This window comes from Bacillus sp. SN1 (assembly GCF_002796895.1).
Classification (GTDB): Bacteria; Bacillota; Bacilli; order Bacillales; family Bacillaceae; genus Bacillus; species Bacillus inaquosorum.
Window position 1 is genome coordinate 281716 of record NZ_PHIE01000006.1, and the last position, 20784, is coordinate 302499.

Annotated in this window: 39 protein-coding genes and 1 pseudogene; all 40 read left to right on the top strand. The window is 43.9% G+C overall.

Annotated features, from left to right (window positions below; translation table 11 throughout):
• The first annotated feature begins 69 nt into the window (after positions 1 to 69).
• The 40 genes and pseudogenes from CVV77_RS19535 (at position 70) to CVV77_RS19720 (ending at position 20784) form a co-directional block, all read left to right on the top strand.
• Positions 70 to 258 (top strand): hypothetical protein, encoded by a 189-nt coding sequence (locus CVV77_RS19535; protein ID WP_100276255.1) that lies wholly within the window; start codon positions 70 to 72, stop codon positions 256 to 258.
• Positions 258 to 1208 (top strand): YqaJ viral recombinase family nuclease, encoded by a 951-nt coding sequence (locus CVV77_RS19540; protein WP_100276256.1) that lies wholly within the window; start codon positions 258 to 260, stop codon positions 1206 to 1208. Before CVV77_RS19535 ends, CVV77_RS19540 begins: the two co-directional genes overlap by 1 nt.
• Entirely contained in the window at positions 1201 to 2115 is a 915-nt protein-coding gene (recT, locus tag CVV77_RS19545) for a recombination protein RecT (RefSeq protein ID WP_100276257.1), read from the top strand. The genes CVV77_RS19540 and recT overlap by 8 nt, the downstream gene beginning before the upstream one ends.
• Before the next feature lie 164 nt (positions 2116 to 2279).
• Positions 2280 to 2978, top strand: coding sequence for a DnaD domain protein (locus CVV77_RS19550; protein WP_100276258.1), 699 nt, complete (start codon positions 2280 to 2282; stop codon positions 2976 to 2978).
• Positions 2863 to 3801, top strand: a complete 939-nt coding sequence (locus CVV77_RS19555; protein WP_100276259.1) for an ATP-binding protein — start codon at positions 2863 to 2865, stop codon at positions 3799 to 3801. The genes CVV77_RS19550 and CVV77_RS19555 overlap by 116 nt, the downstream gene beginning before the upstream one ends.
• Positions 3798 to 3941 (top strand): hypothetical protein, encoded by a 144-nt coding sequence (locus CVV77_RS22215; protein ID WP_164906841.1) that lies wholly within the window; start codon positions 3798 to 3800, stop codon positions 3939 to 3941. The genes CVV77_RS19555 and CVV77_RS22215 overlap by 4 nt, the downstream gene beginning before the upstream one ends.
• 284 nt (positions 3942 to 4225) lie before the next feature.
• On the top strand, positions 4226 to 4684 hold the full coding sequence (locus CVV77_RS19560; protein ID WP_100276260.1) for a DUF1064 domain-containing protein: 459 nt from the start codon (positions 4226 to 4228) through the stop codon (positions 4682 to 4684).
• Between the two features lie 119 nt (positions 4685 to 4803).
• A complete protein-coding gene (locus tag CVV77_RS22220; protein WP_172640595.1) occupies positions 4804 to 4971 on the top strand; it encodes a hypothetical protein in 168 nt (55 codons plus the stop codon).
• Positions 4972 to 5051: 80 nt separating this feature from the next.
• A complete protein-coding gene (locus tag CVV77_RS19570; protein ID WP_041517697.1) occupies positions 5052 to 5258 on the top strand; it encodes an XtrA/YqaO family protein in 207 nt (68 codons plus the stop codon).
• 32 nt (positions 5259 to 5290) lie between these two features.
• Positions 5291 to 5575 (top strand): hypothetical protein, encoded by a 285-nt coding sequence (locus CVV77_RS19575; RefSeq protein WP_100276261.1) that lies wholly within the window; start codon positions 5291 to 5293, stop codon positions 5573 to 5575.
• Positions 5572 to 5793 carry a hypothetical protein gene (locus CVV77_RS19580; protein ID WP_100276262.1) on the top strand — a complete coding sequence of 74 codons (222 nt, stop codon included), beginning with the start codon at positions 5572 to 5574 and terminating at the stop codon, positions 5791 to 5793. Before CVV77_RS19575 ends, CVV77_RS19580 begins: the two co-directional genes overlap by 4 nt.
• Positions 5790 to 6191 carry a hypothetical protein gene (locus tag CVV77_RS19585; protein WP_100276263.1) on the top strand — a complete coding sequence of 134 codons (402 nt, stop codon included), beginning with the start codon at positions 5790 to 5792 and terminating at the stop codon, positions 6189 to 6191. The genes CVV77_RS19580 and CVV77_RS19585 overlap by 4 nt, the downstream gene beginning before the upstream one ends.
• Positions 6192 to 6206: 15 nt before the next feature.
• Positions 6207 to 6464 (top strand): hypothetical protein, encoded by a 258-nt coding sequence (locus CVV77_RS19590; protein ID WP_100276264.1) that lies wholly within the window; start codon positions 6207 to 6209, stop codon positions 6462 to 6464.
• 3 nt (positions 6465 to 6467) lie between these two features.
• A complete protein-coding gene (locus CVV77_RS19595) occupies positions 6468 to 7292 on the top strand; it encodes a DNA adenine methylase (protein WP_100276265.1) in 825 nt (274 codons plus the stop codon).
• A 109-nt stretch (positions 7293 to 7401) separates the two neighbouring features.
• A complete protein-coding gene (locus tag CVV77_RS22535) occupies positions 7402 to 7533 on the top strand; it encodes a hypothetical protein (protein ID WP_258460244.1) in 132 nt (43 codons plus the stop codon).
• Positions 7530 to 7931, top strand: coding sequence for a YopX family protein (locus CVV77_RS19600; RefSeq protein ID WP_100276266.1), 402 nt, complete (start codon positions 7530 to 7532; stop codon positions 7929 to 7931). The genes CVV77_RS22535 and CVV77_RS19600 overlap by 4 nt, the downstream gene beginning before the upstream one ends.
• Positions 7931 to 8110: a hypothetical protein gene (locus tag CVV77_RS19605; RefSeq protein WP_100276267.1), complete on the top strand. Its 180-nt coding sequence runs from the start codon at positions 7931 to 7933 to the stop codon at positions 8108 to 8110. Before CVV77_RS19600 ends, CVV77_RS19605 begins: the two co-directional genes overlap by 1 nt.
• A 192-nt stretch (positions 8111 to 8302) precedes the next feature.
• Positions 8303 to 8479, top strand: coding sequence for a hypothetical protein (locus tag CVV77_RS22225; RefSeq protein ID WP_163226413.1), 177 nt, complete (start codon positions 8303 to 8305; stop codon positions 8477 to 8479).
• 291 nt (positions 8480 to 8770) lie between these two features.
• Complete coding sequence (locus CVV77_RS19615; RefSeq protein ID WP_033884289.1) at positions 8771 to 8902, top strand: hypothetical protein; 132 nt, start codon at positions 8771 to 8773, stop codon at positions 8900 to 8902.
• Between the two features lie 15 nt (positions 8903 to 8917).
• A pseudogene (locus tag CVV77_RS19620) lies at positions 8918 to 9087 on the top strand (hypothetical protein).
• Positions 9088 to 9123: 36 nt separating this feature from the next.
• Positions 9124 to 9585, top strand: a complete 462-nt coding sequence (locus tag CVV77_RS19625) for a sigma-70 RNA polymerase sigma factor region 4 domain-containing protein (protein WP_100276269.1) — start codon at positions 9124 to 9126, stop codon at positions 9583 to 9585.
• Positions 9586 to 9847: 262 nt separating this feature from the next.
• A complete protein-coding gene (locus tag CVV77_RS19630; protein ID WP_100276270.1) occupies positions 9848 to 10105 on the top strand; it encodes a hypothetical protein in 258 nt (85 codons plus the stop codon).
• A gap of 154 nt (positions 10106 to 10259) precedes the next feature.
• Complete coding sequence (terS, locus tag CVV77_RS19635; protein ID WP_100276271.1) at positions 10260 to 11006, top strand: phage terminase small subunit; 747 nt, start codon at positions 10260 to 10262, stop codon at positions 11004 to 11006.
• A complete protein-coding gene (locus tag CVV77_RS19640) occupies positions 11006 to 12280 on the top strand; it encodes a PBSX family phage terminase large subunit (RefSeq protein WP_100276272.1) in 1275 nt (424 codons plus the stop codon). The genes terS and CVV77_RS19640 overlap by 1 nt, the downstream gene beginning before the upstream one ends.
• Positions 12277 to 13680, top strand: a complete 1404-nt coding sequence (locus CVV77_RS19645; RefSeq protein WP_100276273.1) for a phage portal protein — start codon at positions 12277 to 12279, stop codon at positions 13678 to 13680. Before CVV77_RS19640 ends, CVV77_RS19645 begins: the two co-directional genes overlap by 4 nt.
• A complete protein-coding gene (locus CVV77_RS19650) occupies positions 13667 to 14590 on the top strand; it encodes a phage minor head protein (RefSeq protein ID WP_100276274.1) in 924 nt (307 codons plus the stop codon). Before CVV77_RS19645 ends, CVV77_RS19650 begins: the two co-directional genes overlap by 14 nt.
• 3 nt (positions 14591 to 14593) lie before the next feature.
• Positions 14594 to 15145, top strand: coding sequence for a hypothetical protein (locus tag CVV77_RS19655; RefSeq protein ID WP_100276275.1), 552 nt, complete (start codon positions 14594 to 14596; stop codon positions 15143 to 15145).
• Between the two features lie 99 nt (positions 15146 to 15244).
• Positions 15245 to 15826 (top strand): DUF4355 domain-containing protein, encoded by a 582-nt coding sequence (locus CVV77_RS19660; protein ID WP_100276276.1) that lies wholly within the window; start codon positions 15245 to 15247, stop codon positions 15824 to 15826.
• 14 nt (positions 15827 to 15840) lie between these two features.
• Positions 15841 to 16758, top strand: coding sequence for a phage major capsid protein (locus tag CVV77_RS19665; RefSeq protein WP_100276277.1), 918 nt, complete (start codon positions 15841 to 15843; stop codon positions 16756 to 16758).
• 4 nt (positions 16759 to 16762) lie between these two features.
• Complete coding sequence (locus CVV77_RS19670) at positions 16763 to 17098, top strand: hypothetical protein (RefSeq protein WP_061187157.1); 336 nt, start codon at positions 16763 to 16765, stop codon at positions 17096 to 17098.
• 1 nt (position 17099) lies between these two features.
• Positions 17100 to 17351, top strand: a complete 252-nt coding sequence (locus tag CVV77_RS19675; protein WP_100276278.1) for a hypothetical protein — start codon at positions 17100 to 17102, stop codon at positions 17349 to 17351.
• 8 nt (positions 17352 to 17359) lie between these two features.
• Positions 17360 to 17659, top strand: a complete 300-nt coding sequence (locus CVV77_RS19680) for a phage head-tail connector protein (protein WP_100276279.1) — start codon at positions 17360 to 17362, stop codon at positions 17657 to 17659.
• Positions 17656 to 18000 carry a phage head closure protein gene (locus CVV77_RS19685; RefSeq protein WP_100276280.1) on the top strand — a complete coding sequence of 115 codons (345 nt, stop codon included), beginning with the start codon at positions 17656 to 17658 and terminating at the stop codon, positions 17998 to 18000. The genes CVV77_RS19680 and CVV77_RS19685 overlap by 4 nt, the downstream gene beginning before the upstream one ends.
• Positions 17987 to 18403, top strand: a complete 417-nt coding sequence (locus CVV77_RS19690; RefSeq protein ID WP_100276281.1) for an HK97 gp10 family phage protein — start codon at positions 17987 to 17989, stop codon at positions 18401 to 18403. Before CVV77_RS19685 ends, CVV77_RS19690 begins: the two co-directional genes overlap by 14 nt.
• A gap of 18 nt (positions 18404 to 18421) precedes the next feature.
• Positions 18422 to 18820, top strand: a complete 399-nt coding sequence (locus tag CVV77_RS19695; protein ID WP_010329801.1) for a DUF3168 domain-containing protein — start codon at positions 18422 to 18424, stop codon at positions 18818 to 18820.
• 13 nt (positions 18821 to 18833) lie between these two features.
• On the top strand, positions 18834 to 19346 hold the full coding sequence (locus CVV77_RS19700) for a phage major tail protein, TP901-1 family (protein WP_100276282.1): 513 nt from the start codon (positions 18834 to 18836) through the stop codon (positions 19344 to 19346).
• Entirely contained in the window at positions 19270 to 19602 is a 333-nt protein-coding gene (locus CVV77_RS19705) for a fibronectin type III domain-containing protein (RefSeq protein ID WP_100276283.1), read from the top strand. The genes CVV77_RS19700 and CVV77_RS19705 overlap by 77 nt, the downstream gene beginning before the upstream one ends.
• Positions 19592 to 19861 carry a fibronectin type III domain-containing protein gene (locus CVV77_RS19710; RefSeq protein WP_395940386.1) on the top strand — a complete coding sequence of 90 codons (270 nt, stop codon included), beginning with the start codon at positions 19592 to 19594 and terminating at the stop codon, positions 19859 to 19861. Before CVV77_RS19705 ends, CVV77_RS19710 begins: the two co-directional genes overlap by 11 nt.
• A 54-nt stretch (positions 19862 to 19915) precedes the next feature.
• Complete coding sequence (locus tag CVV77_RS19715; RefSeq protein WP_100276285.1) at positions 19916 to 20428, top strand: tail assembly chaperone; 513 nt, start codon at positions 19916 to 19918, stop codon at positions 20426 to 20428.
• A 20-nt stretch (positions 20429 to 20448) separates the two neighbouring features.
• Positions 20449 to 20784 carry a hypothetical protein gene (locus CVV77_RS19720; RefSeq protein ID WP_250622102.1) on the top strand — a complete coding sequence of 112 codons (336 nt, stop codon included), beginning with the start codon at positions 20449 to 20451 and terminating at the stop codon, positions 20782 to 20784.

A 20784-nucleotide genomic window follows, 5' to 3' on the forward strand; every position in this document is an offset into this window, starting at 1 on the left:
GGCGTTTTGACTTAAATATTTACTTAATTATACCAAAACGCCTCAAAAAACACAATGGAGGTTTTATACATGGCTAAAGCAGTTAAAGTGGCATTCAGCGAGCGTGCGGAGGATCAGCAACGTTTGAGACAGGTCGGCGGTTCAATTGTATTCACCAAAAACGGTAAAGCACAGTTTAGTTTCCCTTCAATGGATCACTACCGAGAATGGCAGCGGCTAGGAACAGAAGCATACAAAAGAAAGGTGGGGCTGATCTGATGCTTGCACAAGTTTACATGCCTACGGACAACATGACGGAGGATCAATGGCTTGAGGCTCGGCGCGCTGGCATCGGGGGTTCTGATGCTGCTGCAATTGCTGGGCTGAGTAAGTGGAAAACGCCAATGTCAGTTTATCTGGACAAGCTCGGCCAGGCACCTCAAGAGCATATAACCAGTGAGGCTGCATATTGGGGGCACATTCACGAAGAAACCGTTGCCCGTGAATTTTCAAAGAGAACTGGCAAGAAGGTGCGGCGGCGGAAAGCAATCTTACAGCATCCTGATTACCCGTTTATGCTTGCGAACGTTGATAGATTAATAGTCGGCGAACGAGCAGGACTGGAATGCAAAACAGCATCAGAATACCTAAAAGGTGAATGGGACGGCGAGGAGGTGCCGGACGCGTATCTGGTTCAATGTCAGCATTATATGGCTGTTACCGGGTTAAGAGCTTGGTGGATCGCTGTTCTGATTGGCGGCAACAAGTTTGTTTACAAAAAGGTTGAACGAGACGAAGAGCTCATTGCATACCTGATTCAAATTGAACAGGACTTCTGGAAAAACCATATCGAGAATGAAATCCCTCCTATGTTTGATGGTTCTGAGGCTTCTACTGAGCTTTTAACGCATATGTACCCTGTAGGATTCGAAGATGAAACAGAGCTTCCTCTGGCGGCAAATAAGCTAATTGAACAATACAAGTCAGCTAAGGCTGAGGAGAAAGAAGCCAAAGAAAGGCTCAAAGAAGCTGAAAACCAATTAAAAGGGATGCTCGGGGAGTATGAGGTAGGCAATGCTGAAAAAGCGCTTGTTACTTGGAAAACCGTTACGACAAATCGTTTTGATACAAAAGCATTTGCTGCAGAACACCCTGAGCTCTTTGAAAAATTCAATAAAGTATCGACTCATAGAAGATTCAGTGTGAAGGAGTTAAAAGACAATGGCTAAAAACGACGACGTTCGCAATCAGTTAGCAAACAAAGTGAATAGCGTTCAAAAAGAGGATAAGCCTAAAACGTTAGCAGATTATCTCAATGATATGAAACCGGAGCTTCAAAAGGCTTTACCTGAACATATCACACCTGAACGGATCACAAGGATTGCTTTAACAACTATTAGAAGCAACCCGGGATTGCAGCAGTGTTCCCCAGCTTCATTGCTCGGTGCAGTCATGCAGTCAGCTCAATTAGGACTCGAACCTGGATTGGTTGGACATTGTTATTTTGTACCGTTTAACAAAAAGATCAAAGGGCAAAATGGGGCACCGGATCAATGGGTAAAAGAGGTTCAATTCATAATCGGCTATAAAGGAATGATTGATCTCGCCAGGCGTTCGGGACATATCGAAAGCATATATGCTCATGCAGTTTATGAAAAAGACGAATTCGACTACGAATTGGGGCTGCATCCTAAGCTGGTTCATAAGCCGAGCACGGGACACAGAGGCGAAATGACTCATGTTTATGCGGTTGCTCATTTTAAAGACGGCGGTTATCAATTCGATGTATTCAGCAAACAAGACATTGAAAATGTACGTTTGAGAAGTAAATCAAAAGATAACGGGCCATGGCAAACAGACTATGAAGAAATGGCGAAGAAAACAGTTATTCGTAGAATGTGGAAGTATCTGCCGATCAGTATTGAGATTCAAAGACAAGTAGCTCAAGACGAGACGGTCAGAAAAGATATTACAGCAGAAGCTCAGTCCGTATATGACGATAATGTTCTAGATTTAGGCGGCAATCAGTTTTTGAGTGAGCCCCAACAGCCGAATGAAAAACCAAGTGCGCAGGATGCTGATCCTTTTGACGGTAAGCCTGTAGACATCAGTGACGATGACCTCCCATTTGATTAAGGTTAGTATTCCCTTCTGTTACAAGTGGCTAGCGGAAGGGGCGCCAAATCGCGCGCAGCTGTTCCGTGCTTACGTTGAAGGCTATCTCAGAACAAATGAACCTGGCTTACGTTTAGTCCGCATCAGCGGAATGACAGCACTGTGTGAAAGGAAGTAGGTGAGCCATGAACTACCTGAAAGAAATGAACGGCTTCATGAATTGGCTAGAAACGAATCCGTTGTCTGCTACAACTCAAGCATTATGGTTTCATCTTTTGCACATCAACAACAAGGCAGGGTGGAGGGAGTGGTTCACCACTTCAAATACCACTTTGCAAGCAAAGATCGAGATTTCCGAAAATACGTTGATCAAACACAGAAAGATGCTGATTGATCTTAAAAGAATTGAATATAAGCCGCAGGGGAGGAAGGCAGGGCAATACAGGCTGATCTCATTTGAAACGCCTGTATCAGAGCAGGAACCATCAGAAAAGCCTGTTCCTGAACCTGCACCAGCACCACAAGAAACGCAGGAGGTTGATCCAAAAATGAAAAACGCTTTTGATCTATTCGAAAATAAGGTCGCTCGTTCTATCGGCTCCATTGAGGCGCAAAGAATCGGCTACATGGTGGATGATTACGGCGAAGAGAAGGTCATGGAAGCAATGAAGCAGGCTTTCAGAAATAAAGGCAGCAACGTTGGCCTGAACTACATTGAGGCGATCCTGTCAAACCCGTTCAGCCAAAAGAGAAAGGAGAAACAACAATATGGCAATAAACAAAGCAGTCAGCATAGACACAGCGTTCCAAGCAATGATGAAGGGTCTTCAAGCAAAATCGCGTTCCTGGGAAACAGAACTGGCCGACTCAGAAGAAAAGGTTGAGTATGAGTGCTCCGAGTGCAAGGATCGCGGCGTTGTGATTTATCGGGTTCACAAGGATACAAAATGGAATTTAGACAAACAGCTTGATCTATTAGTTCCTGAGAGCATGGTGCCGGAAGATGAATTTCTTTCAGGAAAGGTATGCGCGCCGGATAAGGCCCGGGAATGGAAGGACACTTATTCCAAGCAATGTGAGTGTGTGAAACGGAAGAAAATAGCGCGGCTCATGGCAGCCAGCGGAATTACGGAGGAATTTGAAATGCTCTTATTTGGAAATTTCAATACAAACGGCAAGCCTCAAATGATCAAAGATGCCTATGAATGTGCGGTGGAATACTTCAAAGACTTTGAAAAGATCAGAGGAGAGCGCGCCAATAGCATTGCTCTGCTGGGACAGCCGGGAAGCGGCAAAACCCATCTGCTAACGGCCATCATGAACAACCTGATAAAGAAGAAATCAATTCACTGCATGTACTTCCCTTACGTTGAGGGCATGAGTGATCTGAAAACTGACTTTGATCAGCTGGAAACAAAGCTGGACGCCATGCGGAAAGTAGATGTGTTGTTCATAGATGACTTATTCAAGCCAGTAAGCGGGAAGCCCCGGGCAACTGAATGGCAAGTCGAACAGATCCAGTCAGTTGTGAATTATCGCTACCTGAACCATAAGCCTCTGCTGATCTCTTCTGAGCTCACAACAGACGAACTGCTGGACGTTGACGAGGCGCTGGGGTCACGGATTTACCAGATGTGTAAGTATTACACGGTGATCATTCAGGGAAACCGGATGGAATTAAATCATAGATTGGGTGATTGGGATTGAACGAGAAAACGAACGTTATAGGATCCAAAGGAATGTATTTGTTCGGGCCTGCTGAACAAAAGGGCGGCAAGGATCTCACACCGGCTATTCGGGTGCTTGAGGAAAAGATCAGACAAATGGAGCTGATGCGCAGTGCTTAAAGCGGTGATCCTGCTGCCGGCCATCATACTGACGGCGCCATACAAGGAAAAGCAGATCCAGCAATGGGAACAGATTGACGGGAGGTAACGAGGGCACGAGGGAACGGGCCGATAAGGAAATAGTCAGAGATATGGAGGCGGAAGAATGATGCCAAGATTCTTCTGGGGATTGGCGCTACTAAATTGGAATATCGGTTTTGAAATCCTTTCGGTTGGAGGGATGCGGTTTATAAAATGCACATTCCTTCCTTTTACATTACTAATCAGAATAGGAGAGGCTTCACATGCCAGAAAATAAGTACGGCGCCAGGAAAACACAGGTGGACGGCATCATGTTCGATAGCCGGGCCGAAGCCAAATACTATGAGCAGCTGAAATGGCTCAAGGTGAGTAAGAAGATCAAAGATTTTAAGCTGCAGCCAGGGTTCCTGCTGCAAGAGGCATTCAAAAAGAACGGCAAAACTTTTCGGAAGATTGAATATATTGCAGACTTTGAGGTTCATAACTTGGACGGCAGCATCGAGATCATTGACATCAAGGGCGTGGAAACAAAGGAATTTGCCATCAAACGCAAGTTGTATGAGCGCCGATATGATACGCCACTCAAGGTGCTGGCTCTGGATAAGTCACTTGGCTTCATCGAGCTGGACGAGCTGAAAAAACTCAAAAGAAAGGCGGGAAAGTCCACTGTTAAACGTGGTAATCGCAGACGATCGGCCGTTGTGGGTGCAGGAAGAAGATAAGCTCATGGCCTGTATGACACGTTGCTCTCAGTTTAAGGCATGCGCCAGCCGAATGGGTTCTGATTGCAAGAAGCTCGGCGGCACGGAAATTCCCAAAATCAATTCAGGAGGTAGATACCATGGAACAGCAAAGCATCAATCCTTACCTGCCAGGACCGGTTGAAGAATGGAAGATGACGCCGGAACAGCTGGCTGAATACGTCAAAAAGCATCCGATCGTTTACCGGGAGGATCTGAAACCATCGCCAACATTCACGATGGCCGGATGGAAACCGGATCACTATTAAACAAAAAAAGCACCGAAGCGCGTGGCCTCAGTGCCTTGATATGAACTGGTACTTCTATCATAGCACAGGGGGCGCTAAGAATGTACAACCCAAGAGAAATTAATTTAAGCAAAGATACAACAATCCAACAGGCAATCGAGCCGGGCAAAATACAAATTCTTATTTTAGATGGGAACGAGGGCACTGCACATGTCCTTGAAGCCCCAGAACACGGAGAAACAATCATTCAAACAATTAAGGGCGGTCTGTCTCGTTTAGATTATAGGATCGGCCACAAATTCAAATAGCAGGGGCTTTCCCCTGCGGGGGAGGAACGGGCATGAAAGAGAGAATTGAACGTCTGAAAAAACTGACATACATTCCGCAGAAGGAAATTGCTTGGCTTATTGAGCAAGCTGAACTGGCTGTTAAGCAGCGGGAAATCATCGAGGAAAACAAACGCCAGCAGGAAGTAACGGTTCATCAGTTCCGGCAGGCTCAAAAGGATATTCAGCATCTAAGCGGCGATAGGAAGCGATACAAACAGGCATTAGAGAAGATCATTACCAATCTCAATTTCGCGATAACAGTTGCTCAAAATGAATTGGAGGGTGATGTGAAATGAATTCGTATAAACAAATTTGCCCGTACTGCGGTTGCGTAGAAGAAGAATGCTATGCCAACTGGGATTCGGACAGCGACGGAACTGTAACGTGTTCGAAATGCAATAAAGATTATTATTCCATGCCGCAGTATCGCTTCGAGGGTTGGCAGGTCGAAAAAATTTGTGAAGAATGCGGCGAAAAAGAAAGTGAATGTTATTGTGAGGGGGAAGCAGAATGACAGTGAAACATGTTGATCAAGGCGGCCTAAAAAGTAACTGGAAGGCGTTTGTTGATTTTGTTAAATCAAATGGTTATGGAGCTTGGAACGAATATTTCTTTGTCTTTCATGAAGATGAATGTGACGAAGCCTATATATTTGAAGACTCCTTGGAATTAGACAAATGGTTAGAACAGGAATTTTGGGATGGATGTCATTACGAGGCCAGAGATCTTGAGAGCTCAATGGATGAATGGAAAGTGTGGGGGCTAGTTTCTGCTTCATCTGTCGAAAAATTTCCGTCGTTATACAAGAAAGCGAGGAAAACATCAATTGTTATAGATGGTGAAACATTTTACAGAAAAGCAGTGAGCATAAGCGTCGAGCAGACAATTTCAGTATCGGCTTCAGTAGTGTAAGGAGGGTGATGCAGAATGATTCCTTTACAAGTTGAGCTGCAGCGGGCAGTCAAATCCACGAAAGACGAAGCGATGACAGTTGAGCAGGCGGCGGAATATTTGAAAGTGCATCCAGATTACATACCGGTGCTCGTGGCAAAGTCAGACGATCTGAAAATGATCGGTGATGAAACCATCATTGCCAAGCGTGATAAGACAAACGGTTGGCTCATTGGGGCGATGGTTGTGGTTTTATTCTTTGCAATCGCAGTTCTGCCGGGGATAGGGGGTTAAGACATGGGGTTTCCGAGAATTTTACACTACCCGGGGAGTAAATGGTCAATGACAGATTGGATCATTAGCCATATGCCCGAGCATAAAACATACGTTGAACCTTTCTTTGGATCCGGAGCATTGTTTTTTAATAAGCAGCCTTCAACCATTGAAACGATAAATGATCTGGATAGCAGCGTGGTCAATCTTTTCAAGGTGATTCGGGACCATCCGGAAGAGCTTGCAAGATTGATCGAATGGACGCCGTTATCTAGAGAGGAGTATTACGGCTCCTATGACTCTGAATCAGGCAATGAATTAGAGGACGCCCGCCGATTCCTTATCCGTTGCTGGCAGGCCATAGGAGCAAAAACAAGTGATCGGACAGGTTGGCGGAGCCTTATCAGCAGTAACGGGCCTGACACGGCTAAAGAATGGGGCAAACTGCCGGCGAAGATATTGTTAGTAGCCAAGCGATTGAAAGAGGCACAGATTGAGCATCAGCCAGCTGTCCAGCTGCTTGAACGGTATAAGCGAAAAGAGGTTCTTGTTTACGCTGATCCTCCCTATATCATCGAGACGCGGACAAAGCGGCATTACAAGCATGAAATGACAATTGATGATCATGTTGAGTTACTTGAAACATTGGACAAACACCCTGGTCCTGTTCTTCTCTCAGGATATGCTCATCCAGTGTATGATGAACGGCTCAAGCATTGGAAAAGGGAAGTCCGGCAAGTTTCGGCCGAAGCAGGAGCCAAACGTGAAGAAGTCCTTTGGATAAACCCCGTAGCTGCTGAACAAAGTTACTTTCAACAATCTTTATTTAGCTTGGAGGCGCGGCCATGATCGAATACAGCTGCCCTGAATGTGGTCACAACGAATTAGATATAAAAATCCGCCCAGATGCACGCTGCCCGAAATGCGGCTGCAGCATGGGCGTTGAGGAGGAAATAGCGTGAATGAAATCGATTATAACGATTGGAAAGCGATGATCAAAAAGATGAACGAGGGCCAGCCTAGTGTTTTGGATCTGATTAACGAACGAATTGAGTCTTATGAAAAGGAAAAGGAGAGTGAAAATAAATGATCACAGCATACAGAGTTTGGGACGGCGAGGAAATGCATTACGGACACGAGGAAGATTTGACGCTTATTATCGAAGCGAGCGGCGCTTGGGATTTACGACGGTGTAGAATAAGAGGTAAAACGGTAGCACATAGCCATGATGGGAAATCTGTTCTCATGTTTGGAATCGGCTTTTTCGATGTTGGTGTAATTTATCAAGCTGACATTATAAAGGGGAAACGAGAATCAACTTGGCATCCTGGTTATGACAAAGTGTTGGGTAAAGTCGAATTCTCAAAGGACACTTATGGATTTTATGTAGAGGGAGTGGGAGCAGGGCCTTTATATAACATTGAACCGAATTTCGAACTACTCGGCGACGTTTATCAAAATCCTGAGTTATTGGAGGGCGCGGAGTGATGGAGAGAAATCTAGTTATGTACGAATACAAATGCAGAGACTGCGATTCATTGCTTTTATTAGAGAGGGAAAAGGAGCCGGAATGCTGCCCGTATTGTGAGGGATACAACATCGATTATGCGCCGGGAAGAATTGAACCAGTTTTAATTTATAAACCTAGATCGGAGGGTGCGGAGTGAAACAGATCAATAGAATGATCATTATTTTTCTGGCGCCGATGATATTCACTATGGCGGGCGCTTTGCTAAGTCATCATTATGGAAATGGTTACATCAAAACAGGATTCATAACGTCTGGTGGTTTCATTAGCGGCTACCTCGTTAATAAATGGATAGTTAAGAAGGAGGACGCGGAGTGATGGAGAGCAACCTATGATACTCAGGATACTGTTTCTGCTGATGGGATGCGGATTCTGGATATATTTCCAACACGATTACAGGCCGGACATGAAAGCGAACCTAGCTTTGATCGGGGCAATTATTTCATTCACGGCTGCGGCTTACTTTAAAGATATTGATAAGTATATAGAGAAGAGGGAAGACAAGTGATAATAGCCATGAAAATAGTTCTCCTACTGGTTCTGGTTATCTCTCTTATGGGAGTTATAGGAGAGGATAAGGATTCACAGCTACGGAATCACTTAACAGCAATATGTATCACATCTATTATCGGCACAATTGCTACATACGTGCTGCTTTAACTGAATAAGTCCAAGACGGAAAGCCTGCGGACACTGATCGCTGTACAGAGAAATCTGTGCTTTGATCGGTGTCCGTTTTTTATTTCGCAACTATCTGAATGTCTATCGCGATTACTAGCGGTGAAAGGAGTGATGATACATGAAACAGTCCAAAAAGAAACCATCACAGAAGCAACAGGAGCGCTCAGATCGTTTCTGGCAATCCATGATGAACACGAACATGCAAACACTCAGACGTGGCAAAGGCGGCGCTTATAAACGCAGAAAGTAAAAGGAGAGTTTCAGGGTGAAATACGGATTCGCTTATAAAAACGGAAAGCTTGTGAATATCTTTTGCGGCAAAGAAGAGCTCTACAACGAGTTGAAAGCCTTCTTGGTTAAAACCTTCAGTATCAGCGTGAAAGAGGTATCGAGGCCTCAATATATCGCAGAGCAAAAAGCAAACAACTGGAATGACACTTACTCTATTTAACTATCAGGAGGGAAAGCACTATGACAGATCAAATGATTGCATGGGAGATTGAGGAATGGATTCGTGATTATAAATTCATGCTGCGGGAGATCAAAAGGCTCAACCGTGTATTAAACAAAGTGGACTTTATTGGCGGAAAGCTCACTGCAACATACGGGGATGAAGCGGGCATGCCAAGGGGATCAGCAGGCGTCAGTCAGGCAGAATTGCGACAGATGGACCGAAGAGAGAGACGCCTCCACAAATATGAATCTATTGTGCATTACCTGGACAACGCCATGGAACACATTGAAGAAGAAAAACACCGTATCGTTTATGATTGCATGATGGAAGGCATGAGCTACACTGCTATCGCAAACCACCTTGATTGCTCCCGGGATACCATCAGAAAGATCAAAACAACCATAATCGGCAACATCGTCAATAAAGTCAAAGAAGCCAACTTTCTGCAATATTTGAACTCGTTTAAATCGGCGGTGTAAAATGGGAGGCAGGATCGGCGCGGCGGATTATTCCTGCGTCACCACAAATTTCATACAATGAGTAAAACCTCCCAGTGGTAAGCGAGGATCAACTCAACTGGGAGGTCTTACATAGTGAATCGGTGATAAAACAGCAGCAGTATTGCGTGTACATTAATATCCCCGACAAATTATGGTTTTATTCAACAGTTTCGTTCGACAAATTTTGCGAATAGTTCCTTTGTCACGCTCCTTATCCGATAATAAGGTGGGAGGTGAGAAAATGAGAAAGGTTGACAAATTCGTAATTGAAAATCAATATATGCTTCAAATAAGTGATTATAACGGGTCGCCACAAAGTATTTGGCAATGGGATGTTTCAACAGCTAGCAATAGCGAGGATGTTTATATGGTAAAAGCATTCGAACCAAATAAAAACATTCTTATACCTTGGACATTAATGCCTAAAGAATCCCAGAGAGAGACTTTAGATGATGATGTTCGGCAACTTATTTTTGAAAAAATGAAAGAAACTATTTAGCATCCTGCGGGGTGCTTTTTTTGTTCCCTGTAAACTGCTTCCGGTAAGTCTCAGGATAGACAATTGGCGGTTAACGGCTTGAGCACGGTGGTGGTTTAGAGGGAATATCTTTTCCAAAACAACACGAATCAGAAGGGGGCGGCGGTGAATGTAGATGGCCGAAAAGCACATTCAGGCGTATAAGGATTACGTCAAAGGCATGAAATACAAGGACCTTGCCGAAAAATACGGGGTGTCAGTGAACACCATTAAATCGTGGAAGCAGCGGCATGGTTGGGAAAGGAAAAAGGGTGCACCCATTGAAAAAAGTGTGCACACAAAAAAAGGCGGGCAACCGGGCAACAAAAATGCATTAGGGAACAACGGCGGCGCACCACAGAAGAATCAAAACGCTGTGACTCACGGCTTTTTCTCTAAATTCCTGCCAGAAGAGACGCTTGAAATCATGGAAGAGATTCAGGAGCGTTCTCCAGCTGATATGATATGGGATCAGATACAGATTCAATATGCGGCTATTATCCGGGCGCAGCGCATCATGTTCGTGCAGGATAAGGATGATCTTGCAAAAGAACTGAAAAAGGCGAAATACGTTTATCGACCTGAAGAGGATGAAGACGGAAACGAGTATTTTGAAAAGTCCATTGCTGAAGAAGAGCTTGAAATACAATTTGCTTGGGATCGTCATGCTACATTCCTGAATGCCCAATCTCGGGCAATGGGAGAGCTCAGGAGCTTGATAAAGCAATTTGATCAGCTGGCCCATGAACAAGATGAACGGCGCCTTAAATTGGAGCAAATGCGCTTGAATATCGACAAAACAAAGGCAGAAGTAGAACGCCTGACAAATAAAGATGAGGATTCGTCATTCGAAATTATCATCAAGGATAAGGGAGGACGCTGATGGAAAAAGAGGTGAATCCCCGTTTTAGAAACTTTCTTTTTGATTGGTCACAAAAGTTTTATTTCCTTGTTGGTGGTTATGGATCATCCAAAAGCTATCATGTTGCTTTGAAGATTGTTCTGAAATTGCTCAAAGAAAAGCGAACAGCCTTGGTGGTCCGAGAGGTTTACGACACCCATAGAGATTCGACTTTTTCCCTACTCGAAGAGATCATTACCGACATAGGGTTGGATCATAAAATCCGATGTGTCTCCTCACCGATGCAGATACGCTTTCCAAACGGCAGCAAGATCATCTTTAAAGGGATGGATAAGCCGGCGAAGCTGAAATCGATCAATAATATTTCGATTGTATGGATTGAAGAGTGTTCAGAAGTGAAATATGACGGTTTTAAAGAGCTGCTGGGGCGTTTGCGGCATCCGACTTTGCAACTCCATATGATTCTATCTACAAACCCCGTCAGCAAAGGGAATTGGTCGTATAAACACTTTTTTAAAGATGACACGAATCAGTTTTTTGTCTTGGATGACGAAGAACTTTATAAAGAGAAAACGATCATAAGAAACAAAACCTATTATCATCACTCGACTGCTGATGATAATTTATTTTTGCCTGAAAGCTATATCGAGCAGCTAGAAGACTTAAAAACACATGACCCAGACCTTTACCGTATTGCCCGGAAAGGTCGTTTTGGCGTTAACGGAAAACTTGTTCTGCCGCAGTTTGAAGAGCGGCCGCATGAAGAAGTGATGAATGCGATAAGAGCAATTGACAGGCCGGTTCTGAAGAATGGTATGGACTTCGGTTTTGTTGATTCTTATAACGCTTTGGTTCGTATGGCTATCGACCATAAGGAAAAGATTCTGTACATCTACTGGCAATATTACAAAAACGATACGACCGATGACAAAACAGCTGAGGACTTAAAAGAACTTAAGCGCGTTTTGATCAAGGCCGACAGTGCCGAGCCTAAAACAATTCGATTCTTTAGGCAGCAGGGCTTCCTCATGAAACCCGCAAAGAAGTTTCAAGGTTCGCGCCTGCAATACACCAAGAAAGTAAAACGATTCAAAAAAATTATCTGCTCCGATCAATGTCCTGATGTCGTTAGGGAACTGAAGGACCTCACGTTCAAAGTGGACAAAGACGGGAACATCATCGAAGACGAATTCAACATTGATCCGCATACATTCTCGGCCATTTGGTACGGCTTAGATGATTATGAGGTATCTAGCCTTAAAGGGCATGGGGTAACAAGGAGGTTTAGAGGTTGATAAAGTTCTTAGACCAGATCAGAGCTTCAGGCATTACACCTGAATTGATTGCAGAAATCATCGAAGCACATAAAAACGATCATGACAGAATGAAAAAACTATATGATCGTTACCAGGCTGAGGTCCAGGGCGTGCCGATCTTAACCAGAGAAGCCATTGAATACGAGGATTTTGAGACCGGCCATGTTAAGCGGATAGATCATAAAGTCAATAACAAACTCAATAACTCGTTTGATTCAGACATAGTTGATACAAAAGTGGGCTATCTCTTCGGGCATCCGATCACTTATGAGTTTGACGATAAGCGAGAGACTGGCACTACTTCAACCAGAAAGCAAATGATTGATGATTTCAACACCTTGAATAATATTGCTGACGAAGATAGTGAATGGGGGAAGATGGCTACCATTTGCGGTTATGGAGCTCGGCTGGCTTACATTGATCGATCTGGTAACGAACGAGTCAAAAATATTGAACCATGGGAAGCTGTTTTCCTCAGCGATGGGAATATTCATGAACCAGAATATGCTTTGCGTTATTACGAGACATATAACGGGCAGCAAAAAGCGGAATTTTACGATAGCAAAACGATTTATTATTTCAGTACGAAGGATAGTTCAGCTTTTACCTTGGACAACAAACAGCCTCATATGTTCGATGGCTGCCCTTTATTCGGGCTGGCAAACAATAAAGAGCTCAAAGGCGATGCCGAGAAGGTATTGTCTCTTATTGATGCCTATGACAGGACACTGTCAGACGCCTCAAATGAAATTGAGCAGTACAGACTAGCATACTTGATCCTAAAGGGATTGGGAGCAGATGAGGACACACTCCAACAGCTTAAAAAGACTGGAATTCTTGAGCTTTACGATGAAAAAGATGATGTGAGCTATCTAACAAAAGATATAAATGACGCGATTATTGAAAATCATTTGAACCGTCTGGAAGAAAACATTCTCCGTTTTGCAAAGTCGGTCAATTTCTCTGATGAATCATTTGGCGGCAATGTCACTGGCGTTGCAATGAAATTTAAATTGATGGCGCTTGAGAATAAATGTATCACGATGGAACGGAAAATGACTGCTGCCCTCCGTTATCAATACAAGTTGATCTTTTCAGCTTGGGCAACGAAAAATAAAGCTAAAGCAGAAGATTATTTGAAAGTATGGTTCGGATTCAAGCGTAACCTTCCAGCCAACGTTCTTGAAGAGGCACAGACAACATCGCAGCTTAAAGGCAACATCAGCGAAGAAACCCGTCTATCTCTCCTGTCGTTTGTCGATGATGTTCAGTATGAGCTTCAGAAGATGAAAGATGAAGAAGAGGAGTACGGGAAAAGTATGCCGCCGTTGAGAGAAATCCCTACGGATACGGGCGGTGATGAAGATGAACCAGAATGATATTGATAAGTACCTGGATGACATGATCACAGAGGACGCGAAAAAGATTGATGTCGTTTTTGCTCAACGGCTGAAAGAGATCAATCAACAAATCGCGGCCCTTTATGCGAAATACAGCAGAGATGGTCAGCTATCGATGGCTGATATGAATAAATACAACAGGTTTAAAAAAGAAATGGAGCGCATGACTGAGGAATCCAGTAAGGCATTCAAAACTATCCTCACAATCGTTGAGGCTTTGGCTGCTAAACAATTCCTTGAGAGTTACATGCGCTCTGCCTATTTGTACGAGATGGAGGCTGCGGTTGACTTAGGCTTCAGCATTCCTACTGTCGAAGTAATCAAGCAGGCCATATTAAACCCGATAGCTGAATTGACTCTCTCAGCTTTATATAAGCGTCACAGGGATGATTATGTTCGGCAAATACAGATTTCAATTGCTCAAGGCATTCAGGCTGGTGAAGATTACTCGAAGATTGCCCGGCGTATTGAGCAAACGACCGAATTTGCCCGCAGAAAGGCTCGTGACGTGGCAAGAACAGAGACTCATAGGGTACAAGTCTCGGCGAGGATGAAAAGCGCTGAGAAGGCTTCTAAAAAGAGCAAACTCGAAAAGATGTGGAATGCGACTCTTGATCTTAAGACTCGTTCCGGTCACAGGAAGCTTGATGGCAAGACTGTTGAACGAAACGGCCTATTCAAATCAATATATGGCGGTGTCGGACCGGCTCCGGGGCACATGAATAACGCCAAGGATGATATTAACTGCCGTTGTACGATTGCTTTCAAAGTAAACGGCGTGCTGCCGGATACAAGAAGGGCCCGCAAGCGCGGCAATGGTGCTGGTGAGACTATCCCATACCAAACCTATGAAGAGTGGTACAAATCCATTGAGGAAAAGGGGAAATAATTCATGAAAGAGAACGAACGTATTAAATACCTCCTAGAAATGTTGAATAATGCAATTCAATATAATGACTCTGATAGTTACAACGAGATTATCAGTGAGTTGAAGCAATCACTGTTTGCCCCTAAAGCATTTGATACAAAGACTGCTGAAAAGATTGTTAAATTTCAAGAGGAGTACAGGACCAACAAGACAAAGGATGATCTACTTTCCATAATTGATGAGTTATTGAAATATAAATTCACAGATGAGATAGGCCATCCATTACACCACGCCTTGCCATTTCAACAGCTTGCCGAAATTGCCAATTATCACATTGATACCGATAGATATTTTTATCGGGACGGCACAAAAGTCGTGGAAAGCTTAAAGGATATAGACAAAGTTTCTAATGGTGAAGTGAAAACATTTTATATTGACTCAAAATATCTAAAAGATGTGTGCACTCAAGAAGAAAAAATAAAGGATTTGGGCACAGAACAAAACTATTCGAATGCTCCCCTAGAAGAAGCTATCAAATATGTATTAAAGAACTCAAAATGGAGTTTTCACGAGTGAACTAATTAACCACCCGTCCCGAGCATGACGTTAAAAGGCTTATTTTTCATGCACTCATAACAGGCGCGCACTGTAGAGGGCAAAGGAGGAAGAATTGTAATGCCAACATTAGAAGAAGTGAAAAAATTTCTCGAAGAAAATAAAGAGAACGAAGAAGTAAAAGCATTTGTAGGAGAACTTTCGGCCGTATCAGCAGATAAGGTGGAAGGGTTCCTTGAAACAGACGAAGGGAAACGATTTATTCAGCCTCGGTTGGATTCTCATTTTACGAAAAGCCTTGATACATGGAAGGCGAACAACCTCGATGCTCTGGTTGATGCAAAGGTAAAAGAGCTTTATCCGGAAGAAACAGAGGAACAAAAGCGAATCAGGAAGCTGGAGAAAGAGCTGAAGGATCAAAAGACAGCAGCACAACGTGAAAAGCTTTTAAATAAAGCTGTCTCTTATGCTTCTGAAAAGCAACTGCCGGCCGATGTAGTGGAGTTCTTTCTCGGTGAGGATGAAGAATCAACGATGAAGAACCTCGGAGCATTCGAAGAGAAATACAATGCTGCACTTCAAAAGGCGATTGAATCCAAGTTCCAAGAGAATGGCCGTGATGTTCAGTCCGGCAGCAATGAACCGACAAATCAAAGTTTAGATATTAGCTCGCTTGCAGCTGAAGCAAGTATTAGAAAATAAGGAGGGCTATCTTTATGCCAACATTTGATCCAAACAATGCATTGATGCAAGACGCAGTAAACGGAAAGGTCCCAACTGAACAAGGTACTCTAGTTTTAAAAGAGTTTATGACTCAATCTGCTGTTACAAAACTCGCAAAATATGAAGAAATGACTAAGCCGGAGAAAGAATTCACATACTTGGCTTCTGGACCAGGGGCTTACTGGGTTGGAGAAGGCGAGAGAATCAAAACTTCTAAGGCCCAATGGTTAACAGCAAAAATGATTTCAAAGAAATTGGGTGTCATCATCCCTGTTTCTAAAGAATTCTTGCGTTATACCATCGCTGATTTCTTCACACAAATGCGCCCGGCTATCGCTGAAGCCTTTGCTATTAAATTCGATCAGGCTGCGTTATTCGGTGTCGATTCACCATTTGGTCAAGGTGTTTCTGTATTTGAAAAAATTAAGGAATCCGGTAACACTGTTGCTTTAAACTCACTTGGCAACCTATATGACGAGCTTAATGGAGTAATGGCCCTAGTCGAGGATGCTGATAAGGATGTGAACGGCTTTACAACAACACGCCGATTCCGTCAAAAACTTCGCGGTACTAAGGACGGTAACGGGCTTCCGATCTTCAACGATGCAACTGGCGGCGCAACTCAACAGGCTCTTGGTCTTCCGATCGGCTATGTGGATTCTAAGTCATGGGATTACGAAAAAGCGGCATTACTTGCGGCTGACTGGAACTATACACGCTACGGCATCCCTCAAGGCATGGAATACAAAATCTCTGAGGATGCAACATTGACAACAATTGTTGATGCAGACGGAAACCCAATCAACTTGTATGAGCGTGACATGGTTGCTCTTCGTGTGACTCAGCAAGTCGGTTTCATGACATTGACTGATGATGCGTTTGCAGCTATTACTCCAGCAACGGGGGCGTAAGCTTATGGGATACACATCTAAAAACTATAAGACAAATAACGGCGACAAATTGGTGATCGGTGGCGAATTAGAGATCAAATCAGGCGCAAAAGTGACCGGCTTGCCCGGTTCAACGCCTGCTGCTAAAAGCATCACTTCTCAAATGATTGGCGACGGAGAAGTAAAAAACATCAATATTGGTGATGGTTCTGTTCAAAGTCGAAATATTGGGTCCAGCAGTGTGCAAAACGCAAATATCGCTGCAAAGGCTGTTACGTTAGCTAAGCTTGGTGATGATGTAACAGCAAAACTCACTGATATTGAAAACCGTCTGAAAGCACTGGAAGGAGGAAGCGCGTGATATGAAAGCATCTAATGGCTCCAAAACAATTGAATGCACTGAAAAGGCTTTTGAGGTGGTTTACTCTCATATTGGGTTTAAGAGAGTGGATGAGGTCAAAAAGCCAGTTGCCGATCTTTTTGATATGACTGAGGCTCAACTGCAGAAAGTAAACAAAGATGAGATTATTGCTTTCTTGAAAGAGAATGAATATGATTTTGACCCTAAAGCGCCTAAAGACGAACTGATCAAGATTGTCTTAGGTGAAGAGTAGGTGATTTAGTGGACATCGCACAAGTAAAGCGAATGACAGGGATTAAGACAGATAGGCATGACGAATATTTGTCTGAAATAGTCCCTATTTTGATTGAGTCTGCAAGTGATTTTTGTAGTAACACTTTCGATCCGGAGGCTTTGCCAGCTGGTGTGAAGCTTTTTGTTGCGAAGGCTGCAGAATATAACATGACTCCTTCTGGACTCTCAGGAAGAAGCATGGGGGATGTATCGTATTCGTTCAATACTGAATTTCCTCGGCACATTACAAAACACCTTACGCCATATCGAAGGCTGAGAGTTAAATGATTTATGAGGAATTTCCCCATGAAATCACGTTTCAGCGGATGGGCAAGGTGCCGGACGGTGGCGGTGGTTATGAAGAAGGTTACGTTGACTACACCACAACTGAAGCTTTAGTCAGTGGCGTCAGTTCCCGGGAATATTATCAGGCTCAGCAGCTGCAAAACCCGGTTGAATGCAATGTGTATTTCCCTTATCGGACTGATATCGAGAAAACAATGAGGATCATTTACGAAAACAAGATCCTCATTCTCAAATCAGAGCCAATTGATCAAGGTGGTATGCATGAGGTCTTGAATTTGAAATGTCAGGTGTCGGGGGTGCTGAAGTCTAATGGCGAGAGTTAGTGGCAGATGGGTCAGGCAAATGCGCAGAGCCACTGAAGAGTTCAGGAACAATGTGATTGAAGAAGCCAAACGGATAGTAACTGACACGGCCGAGCTGATTTACAGCAACGCCGTCTTAAATGCTCCAACAGCCATGATTGACGGCGGGAACCTGAAAAATTCAATAGAGGTTGACTATCGTGACGGCGGCTTAACGGCCGTCATTTCTGTTGGTGCTGATTATGCAATTTATGTCGAATACGGTACCGGAATCTATGCGGAGGACGGAGGCGGCCGGCAGACTCCTTGGGTCTATTATGATACCAAGCTTAACCAATGGGTTATGACGCGGGGGATGCGGGCCCAGCCGTTCTGGAATCCGTCTATTGAGGAAGGTATGCGGTACTTCGCCAGTCAAATGTGATAGAAAGGGGCTGTCATTATGCGGTCAGCCATGTGGCCGTTGCAGACGGCTATATTTCAAAGGCTATCAACTGATGAAGAGCTGAATGCACGCGTCACTGGTGTGCTTGATGCAGTCTCGAAAGATCAGAAAAAGCCATATGTAACAACAGGCGATGATGACGTTTCGCCATTTGAAACAAAAACGTCTAAAGGTGAAATCATCAATGTTGTTCTCCATTGCTGGAGCGACTATAACGGCAAAAAAGAAGCGATGCAGATTCTTGATTTGATGCTGCAAGCAATAACGAGAGAGCCCCTAGAAATAGAGGGCTTTTCTTTATGCCGTTCTGAGATGCGCGGCATGCAGGTGATCACCGACATTGACGGATACACCAGACACGGCATTCTCAGGATGCGATACACAATAAACAATTGAGAGGATGAACAAAATGGCAGAATTATTGAATGGTAAAGATGAGATTTATTTCGTTCAGCCAATGAACGCAACAGGAACTGATGGTTTGTTCATTGCTTTCCAGACAGAAGGATCTCATACAAAAGAACAGGACACTCTTGATGAATCCACGAAATCAGGACGCATTGTTGGCTACGGAACAAAAAACGAATCTTTTGAGCTGACTTATTATGCTGCTGTTTCAGATCCAGGGCAGGAAGCAATTGAGACAGCTTACGACAATGAACAGGCTATCAAAGTATGGAAGGCCAATAAAAATAAAAATGCAAACGGGAAGCATAATGCAGTTTATGGCCATGCCATTATTGAGAGTTTAGAGGTTAGTCAACCACAGGATGGATTCGTTGAAACATCAGTGACATTACCGGTACTAGGCAAAACTTTTAAAGGCGAGCTTGATCCATTACCTGATGAAGTTCTTGCGGCAATTGAGTCTTCAGCTGGTGCAACGAAATTTGAGCAGTTTGGCGGCACAACTACACCCTAATGCGCCCCAAAATCTATCGTTCACGGCTACTACTGACAGCGTGACCGTGAAGTGGGAAGCGGTAGATGGGGCAACGTCATATAAAGTGTACAGAGGGTCAGAAAAGAAACTTGATAGTGAAGTTACTGGCACATCCCACACATTGACTGGCATTGCAGCAGATACCCAGCTGACGGTCAATGTCTCTGCGGTTAACGATGCTGGGGAATCACCGATGACCGAGATTATTACAAGAACTCAAGCGACTGCGCCCTGATACACCCCGTAACATAACCATGACAAGCGTCACTTCAAATCAAGCGGGATTTAAATGGGACGCGGTGAAAGGGGCGACCTCGTACAACATTTACAGATATTATGCAAAGATAGCAACTGTCACGACAAACTCATATCTGTCCAATCCGACTCTTAAACCCGATAGTTCATACATTTTCAATGTCTCTGCGGTTAACGATGCTGGGGAATCGGCTTGGTCAGAGAAATTCACGATTCGCACAAATAAAGAAGAAGCATAGGAGCCCGGCTGTTGCCAGGGCTCTTTTTAATATAAAAATTTGGAGGTTTTATATATGGCTCACTTAACAATTGACGGAAAAGATTATGCTGCACGTTGTGATTTCGCATTCGACAGAACAGCGAATGAGAAATATGCGAAAGAAGATAAAAACGGTGACAAATCAGGCGGCACATTAACGATTTACAATAGCTTACTGAATGATGATGCGGTTTACCTTTCTGCATTTTGGGATTGCGCACTTGCTCACTTGAAAAAAGGCAAACCTTCTGTCGAGCAGATTGAGGATGCTATTGCCAAGATCATTGAAGAAGATGAAACTGGCAACGCCGTTGATGAGATGGTGAAAGAAGCTTTTAACACACTGGATTCAGCGGGTTTTTTCAAAGGAAAGATCCGTCAGCAATGGAAGATGATGAACAAGCTGGCGAAACCGAAGAAGGTCAGCCCGAACGAAACTCCGGAAATGGAAGCGAAGCGTCTGGAGGAAGACGAAATGAACAAGGACATGCTGGAGACGATGGAAGAAGCGTACAAAGAGAAGACGGGATCGACTATCTCCAAGTAATTGAAAATGCAGCTCGTTGGATGGGTGTCTATGACAACGATGTCATTATGTCATGGACTCCAAACGAGTATAAACGAAAGCTAAAAGCAGCCAAGCTGCGTGAAATTGACGAGATAGAGCTGCTGGCGAGAAATGCAATGTTTCATCGTTATGCTTTAAACGAAAAGAGACCAAAAGAGTCTAAGATGTTTGACGCTAGAAAAGCCCGCAGAGAGCTTGAACGTTCTCTGACAAGCGACGAAAACAAATGGCGTGAATCAGACATAAACAAGCTCGGTCCGAGAGCCAAAGGCGTGCAGATGTTAAATGACGCTGTGCGGTCTTATTTCGGAAAACAATCCAAAGAAAAGGGGTGA

Bases quoted from the DNA above. Each gene is read 5' to 3' on its own strand.
- CVV77_RS22225 (WP_163226413.1), top strand. From the start codon at position 8,303: ATGATACTCAGGATACTGTTTCTGCTGATGGGATGCGGATTCTGGATA.
- CVV77_RS19665 (WP_100276277.1), top strand. From the start codon at position 15,841: ATGCCAACATTTGATCCAAACAATGCATTGATGCAAGACGCAGTAAAC.
- CVV77_RS19575 (WP_100276261.1), top strand. From the start codon at position 5,291: ATGAAAGAGAGAATTGAACGTCTGAAAAAACTGACATACATTCCGCAG.
- CVV77_RS19615 (WP_033884289.1), top strand. From the start codon at position 8,771: ATGAAACAGTCCAAAAAGAAACCATCACAGAAGCAACAGGAGCGCTCA.
- CVV77_RS19715 (WP_100276285.1), top strand. From the start codon at position 19,916: ATGGCTCACTTAACAATTGACGGAAAAGATTATGCTGCACGTTGTGAT.
- CVV77_RS19550 (WP_100276258.1), top strand. From the start codon at position 2,280: ATGAACTACCTGAAAGAAATGAACGGCTTCATGAATTGGCTAGAAACG.
- CVV77_RS19705 (WP_100276283.1), top strand. From the start codon at position 19,270: ATGAAGTTCTTGCGGCAATTGAGTCTTCAGCTGGTGCAACGAAATTTG.
- CVV77_RS19540 (WP_100276256.1), top strand. From the start codon at position 258: ATGCTTGCACAAGTTTACATGCCTACGGACAACATGACGGAGGATCAA.
- CVV77_RS19585 (WP_100276263.1), top strand. From the start codon at position 5,790: ATGACAGTGAAACATGTTGATCAAGGCGGCCTAAAAAGTAACTGGAAG.
- CVV77_RS19650 (WP_100276274.1), top strand. From the start codon at position 13,667: ATGAACCAGAATGATATTGATAAGTACCTGGATGACATGATCACAGAG.
- CVV77_RS19660 (WP_100276276.1), top strand. From the start codon at position 15,245: ATGCCAACATTAGAAGAAGTGAAAAAATTTCTCGAAGAAAATAAAGAG.
- CVV77_RS19630 (WP_100276270.1), top strand. From the start codon at position 9,848: ATGAGAAAGGTTGACAAATTCGTAATTGAAAATCAATATATGCTTCAA.
- CVV77_RS19605 (WP_100276267.1), top strand. From the start codon at position 7,931: ATGGAGAGAAATCTAGTTATGTACGAATACAAATGCAGAGACTGCGAT.
- CVV77_RS19580 (WP_100276262.1), top strand. From the start codon at position 5,572: ATGAATTCGTATAAACAAATTTGCCCGTACTGCGGTTGCGTAGAAGAA.
- CVV77_RS19595 (WP_100276265.1), top strand. From the start codon at position 6,468: ATGGGGTTTCCGAGAATTTTACACTACCCGGGGAGTAAATGGTCAATG.
- CVV77_RS19625 (WP_100276269.1), top strand. From the start codon at position 9,124: ATGACAGATCAAATGATTGCATGGGAGATTGAGGAATGGATTCGTGAT.
- CVV77_RS19695 (WP_010329801.1), top strand. From the start codon at position 18,422: ATGCGGTCAGCCATGTGGCCGTTGCAGACGGCTATATTTCAAAGGCTA.
- terS (WP_100276271.1), top strand. From the start codon at position 10,260: ATGGCCGAAAAGCACATTCAGGCGTATAAGGATTACGTCAAAGGCATG.
- recT (WP_100276257.1), top strand. From the start codon at position 1,201: ATGGCTAAAAACGACGACGTTCGCAATCAGTTAGCAAACAAAGTGAAT.
- CVV77_RS19590 (WP_100276264.1), top strand. From the start codon at position 6,207: ATGATTCCTTTACAAGTTGAGCTGCAGCGGGCAGTCAAATCCACGAAA.
- CVV77_RS19675 (WP_100276278.1), top strand. From the start codon at position 17,100: ATGAAAGCATCTAATGGCTCCAAAACAATTGAATGCACTGAAAAGGCT.
- CVV77_RS19570 (WP_041517697.1), top strand. From the start codon at position 5,052: ATGTACAACCCAAGAGAAATTAATTTAAGCAAAGATACAACAATCCAA.
- CVV77_RS19700 (WP_100276282.1), top strand. From the start codon at position 18,834: ATGGCAGAATTATTGAATGGTAAAGATGAGATTTATTTCGTTCAGCCA.
- CVV77_RS19535 (WP_100276255.1), top strand. From the start codon at position 70: ATGGCTAAAGCAGTTAAAGTGGCATTCAGCGAGCGTGCGGAGGATCAG.
- CVV77_RS19640 (WP_100276272.1), top strand. From the start codon at position 11,006: ATGGAAAAAGAGGTGAATCCCCGTTTTAGAAACTTTCTTTTTGATTGG.
- CVV77_RS19720 (WP_250622102.1), top strand. From the start codon at position 20,449: ATGGGTGTCTATGACAACGATGTCATTATGTCATGGACTCCAAACGAG.
- CVV77_RS19560 (WP_100276260.1), top strand. From the start codon at position 4,226: ATGCCAGAAAATAAGTACGGCGCCAGGAAAACACAGGTGGACGGCATC.
- CVV77_RS19670 (WP_061187157.1), top strand. From the start codon at position 16,763: ATGGGATACACATCTAAAAACTATAAGACAAATAACGGCGACAAATTG.
- CVV77_RS19690 (WP_100276281.1), top strand. From the start codon at position 17,987: ATGGCGAGAGTTAGTGGCAGATGGGTCAGGCAAATGCGCAGAGCCACT.
- CVV77_RS22220 (WP_172640595.1), top strand. From the start codon at position 4,804: ATGGAACAGCAAAGCATCAATCCTTACCTGCCAGGACCGGTTGAAGAA.
- CVV77_RS19655 (WP_100276275.1), top strand. From the start codon at position 14,594: ATGAAAGAGAACGAACGTATTAAATACCTCCTAGAAATGTTGAATAAT.
- CVV77_RS19600 (WP_100276266.1), top strand. From the start codon at position 7,530: ATGATCACAGCATACAGAGTTTGGGACGGCGAGGAAATGCATTACGGA.
- CVV77_RS19555 (WP_100276259.1), top strand. From the start codon at position 2,863: ATGGCAATAAACAAAGCAGTCAGCATAGACACAGCGTTCCAAGCAATG.
- CVV77_RS19685 (WP_100276280.1), top strand. From the start codon at position 17,656: ATGATTTATGAGGAATTTCCCCATGAAATCACGTTTCAGCGGATGGGC.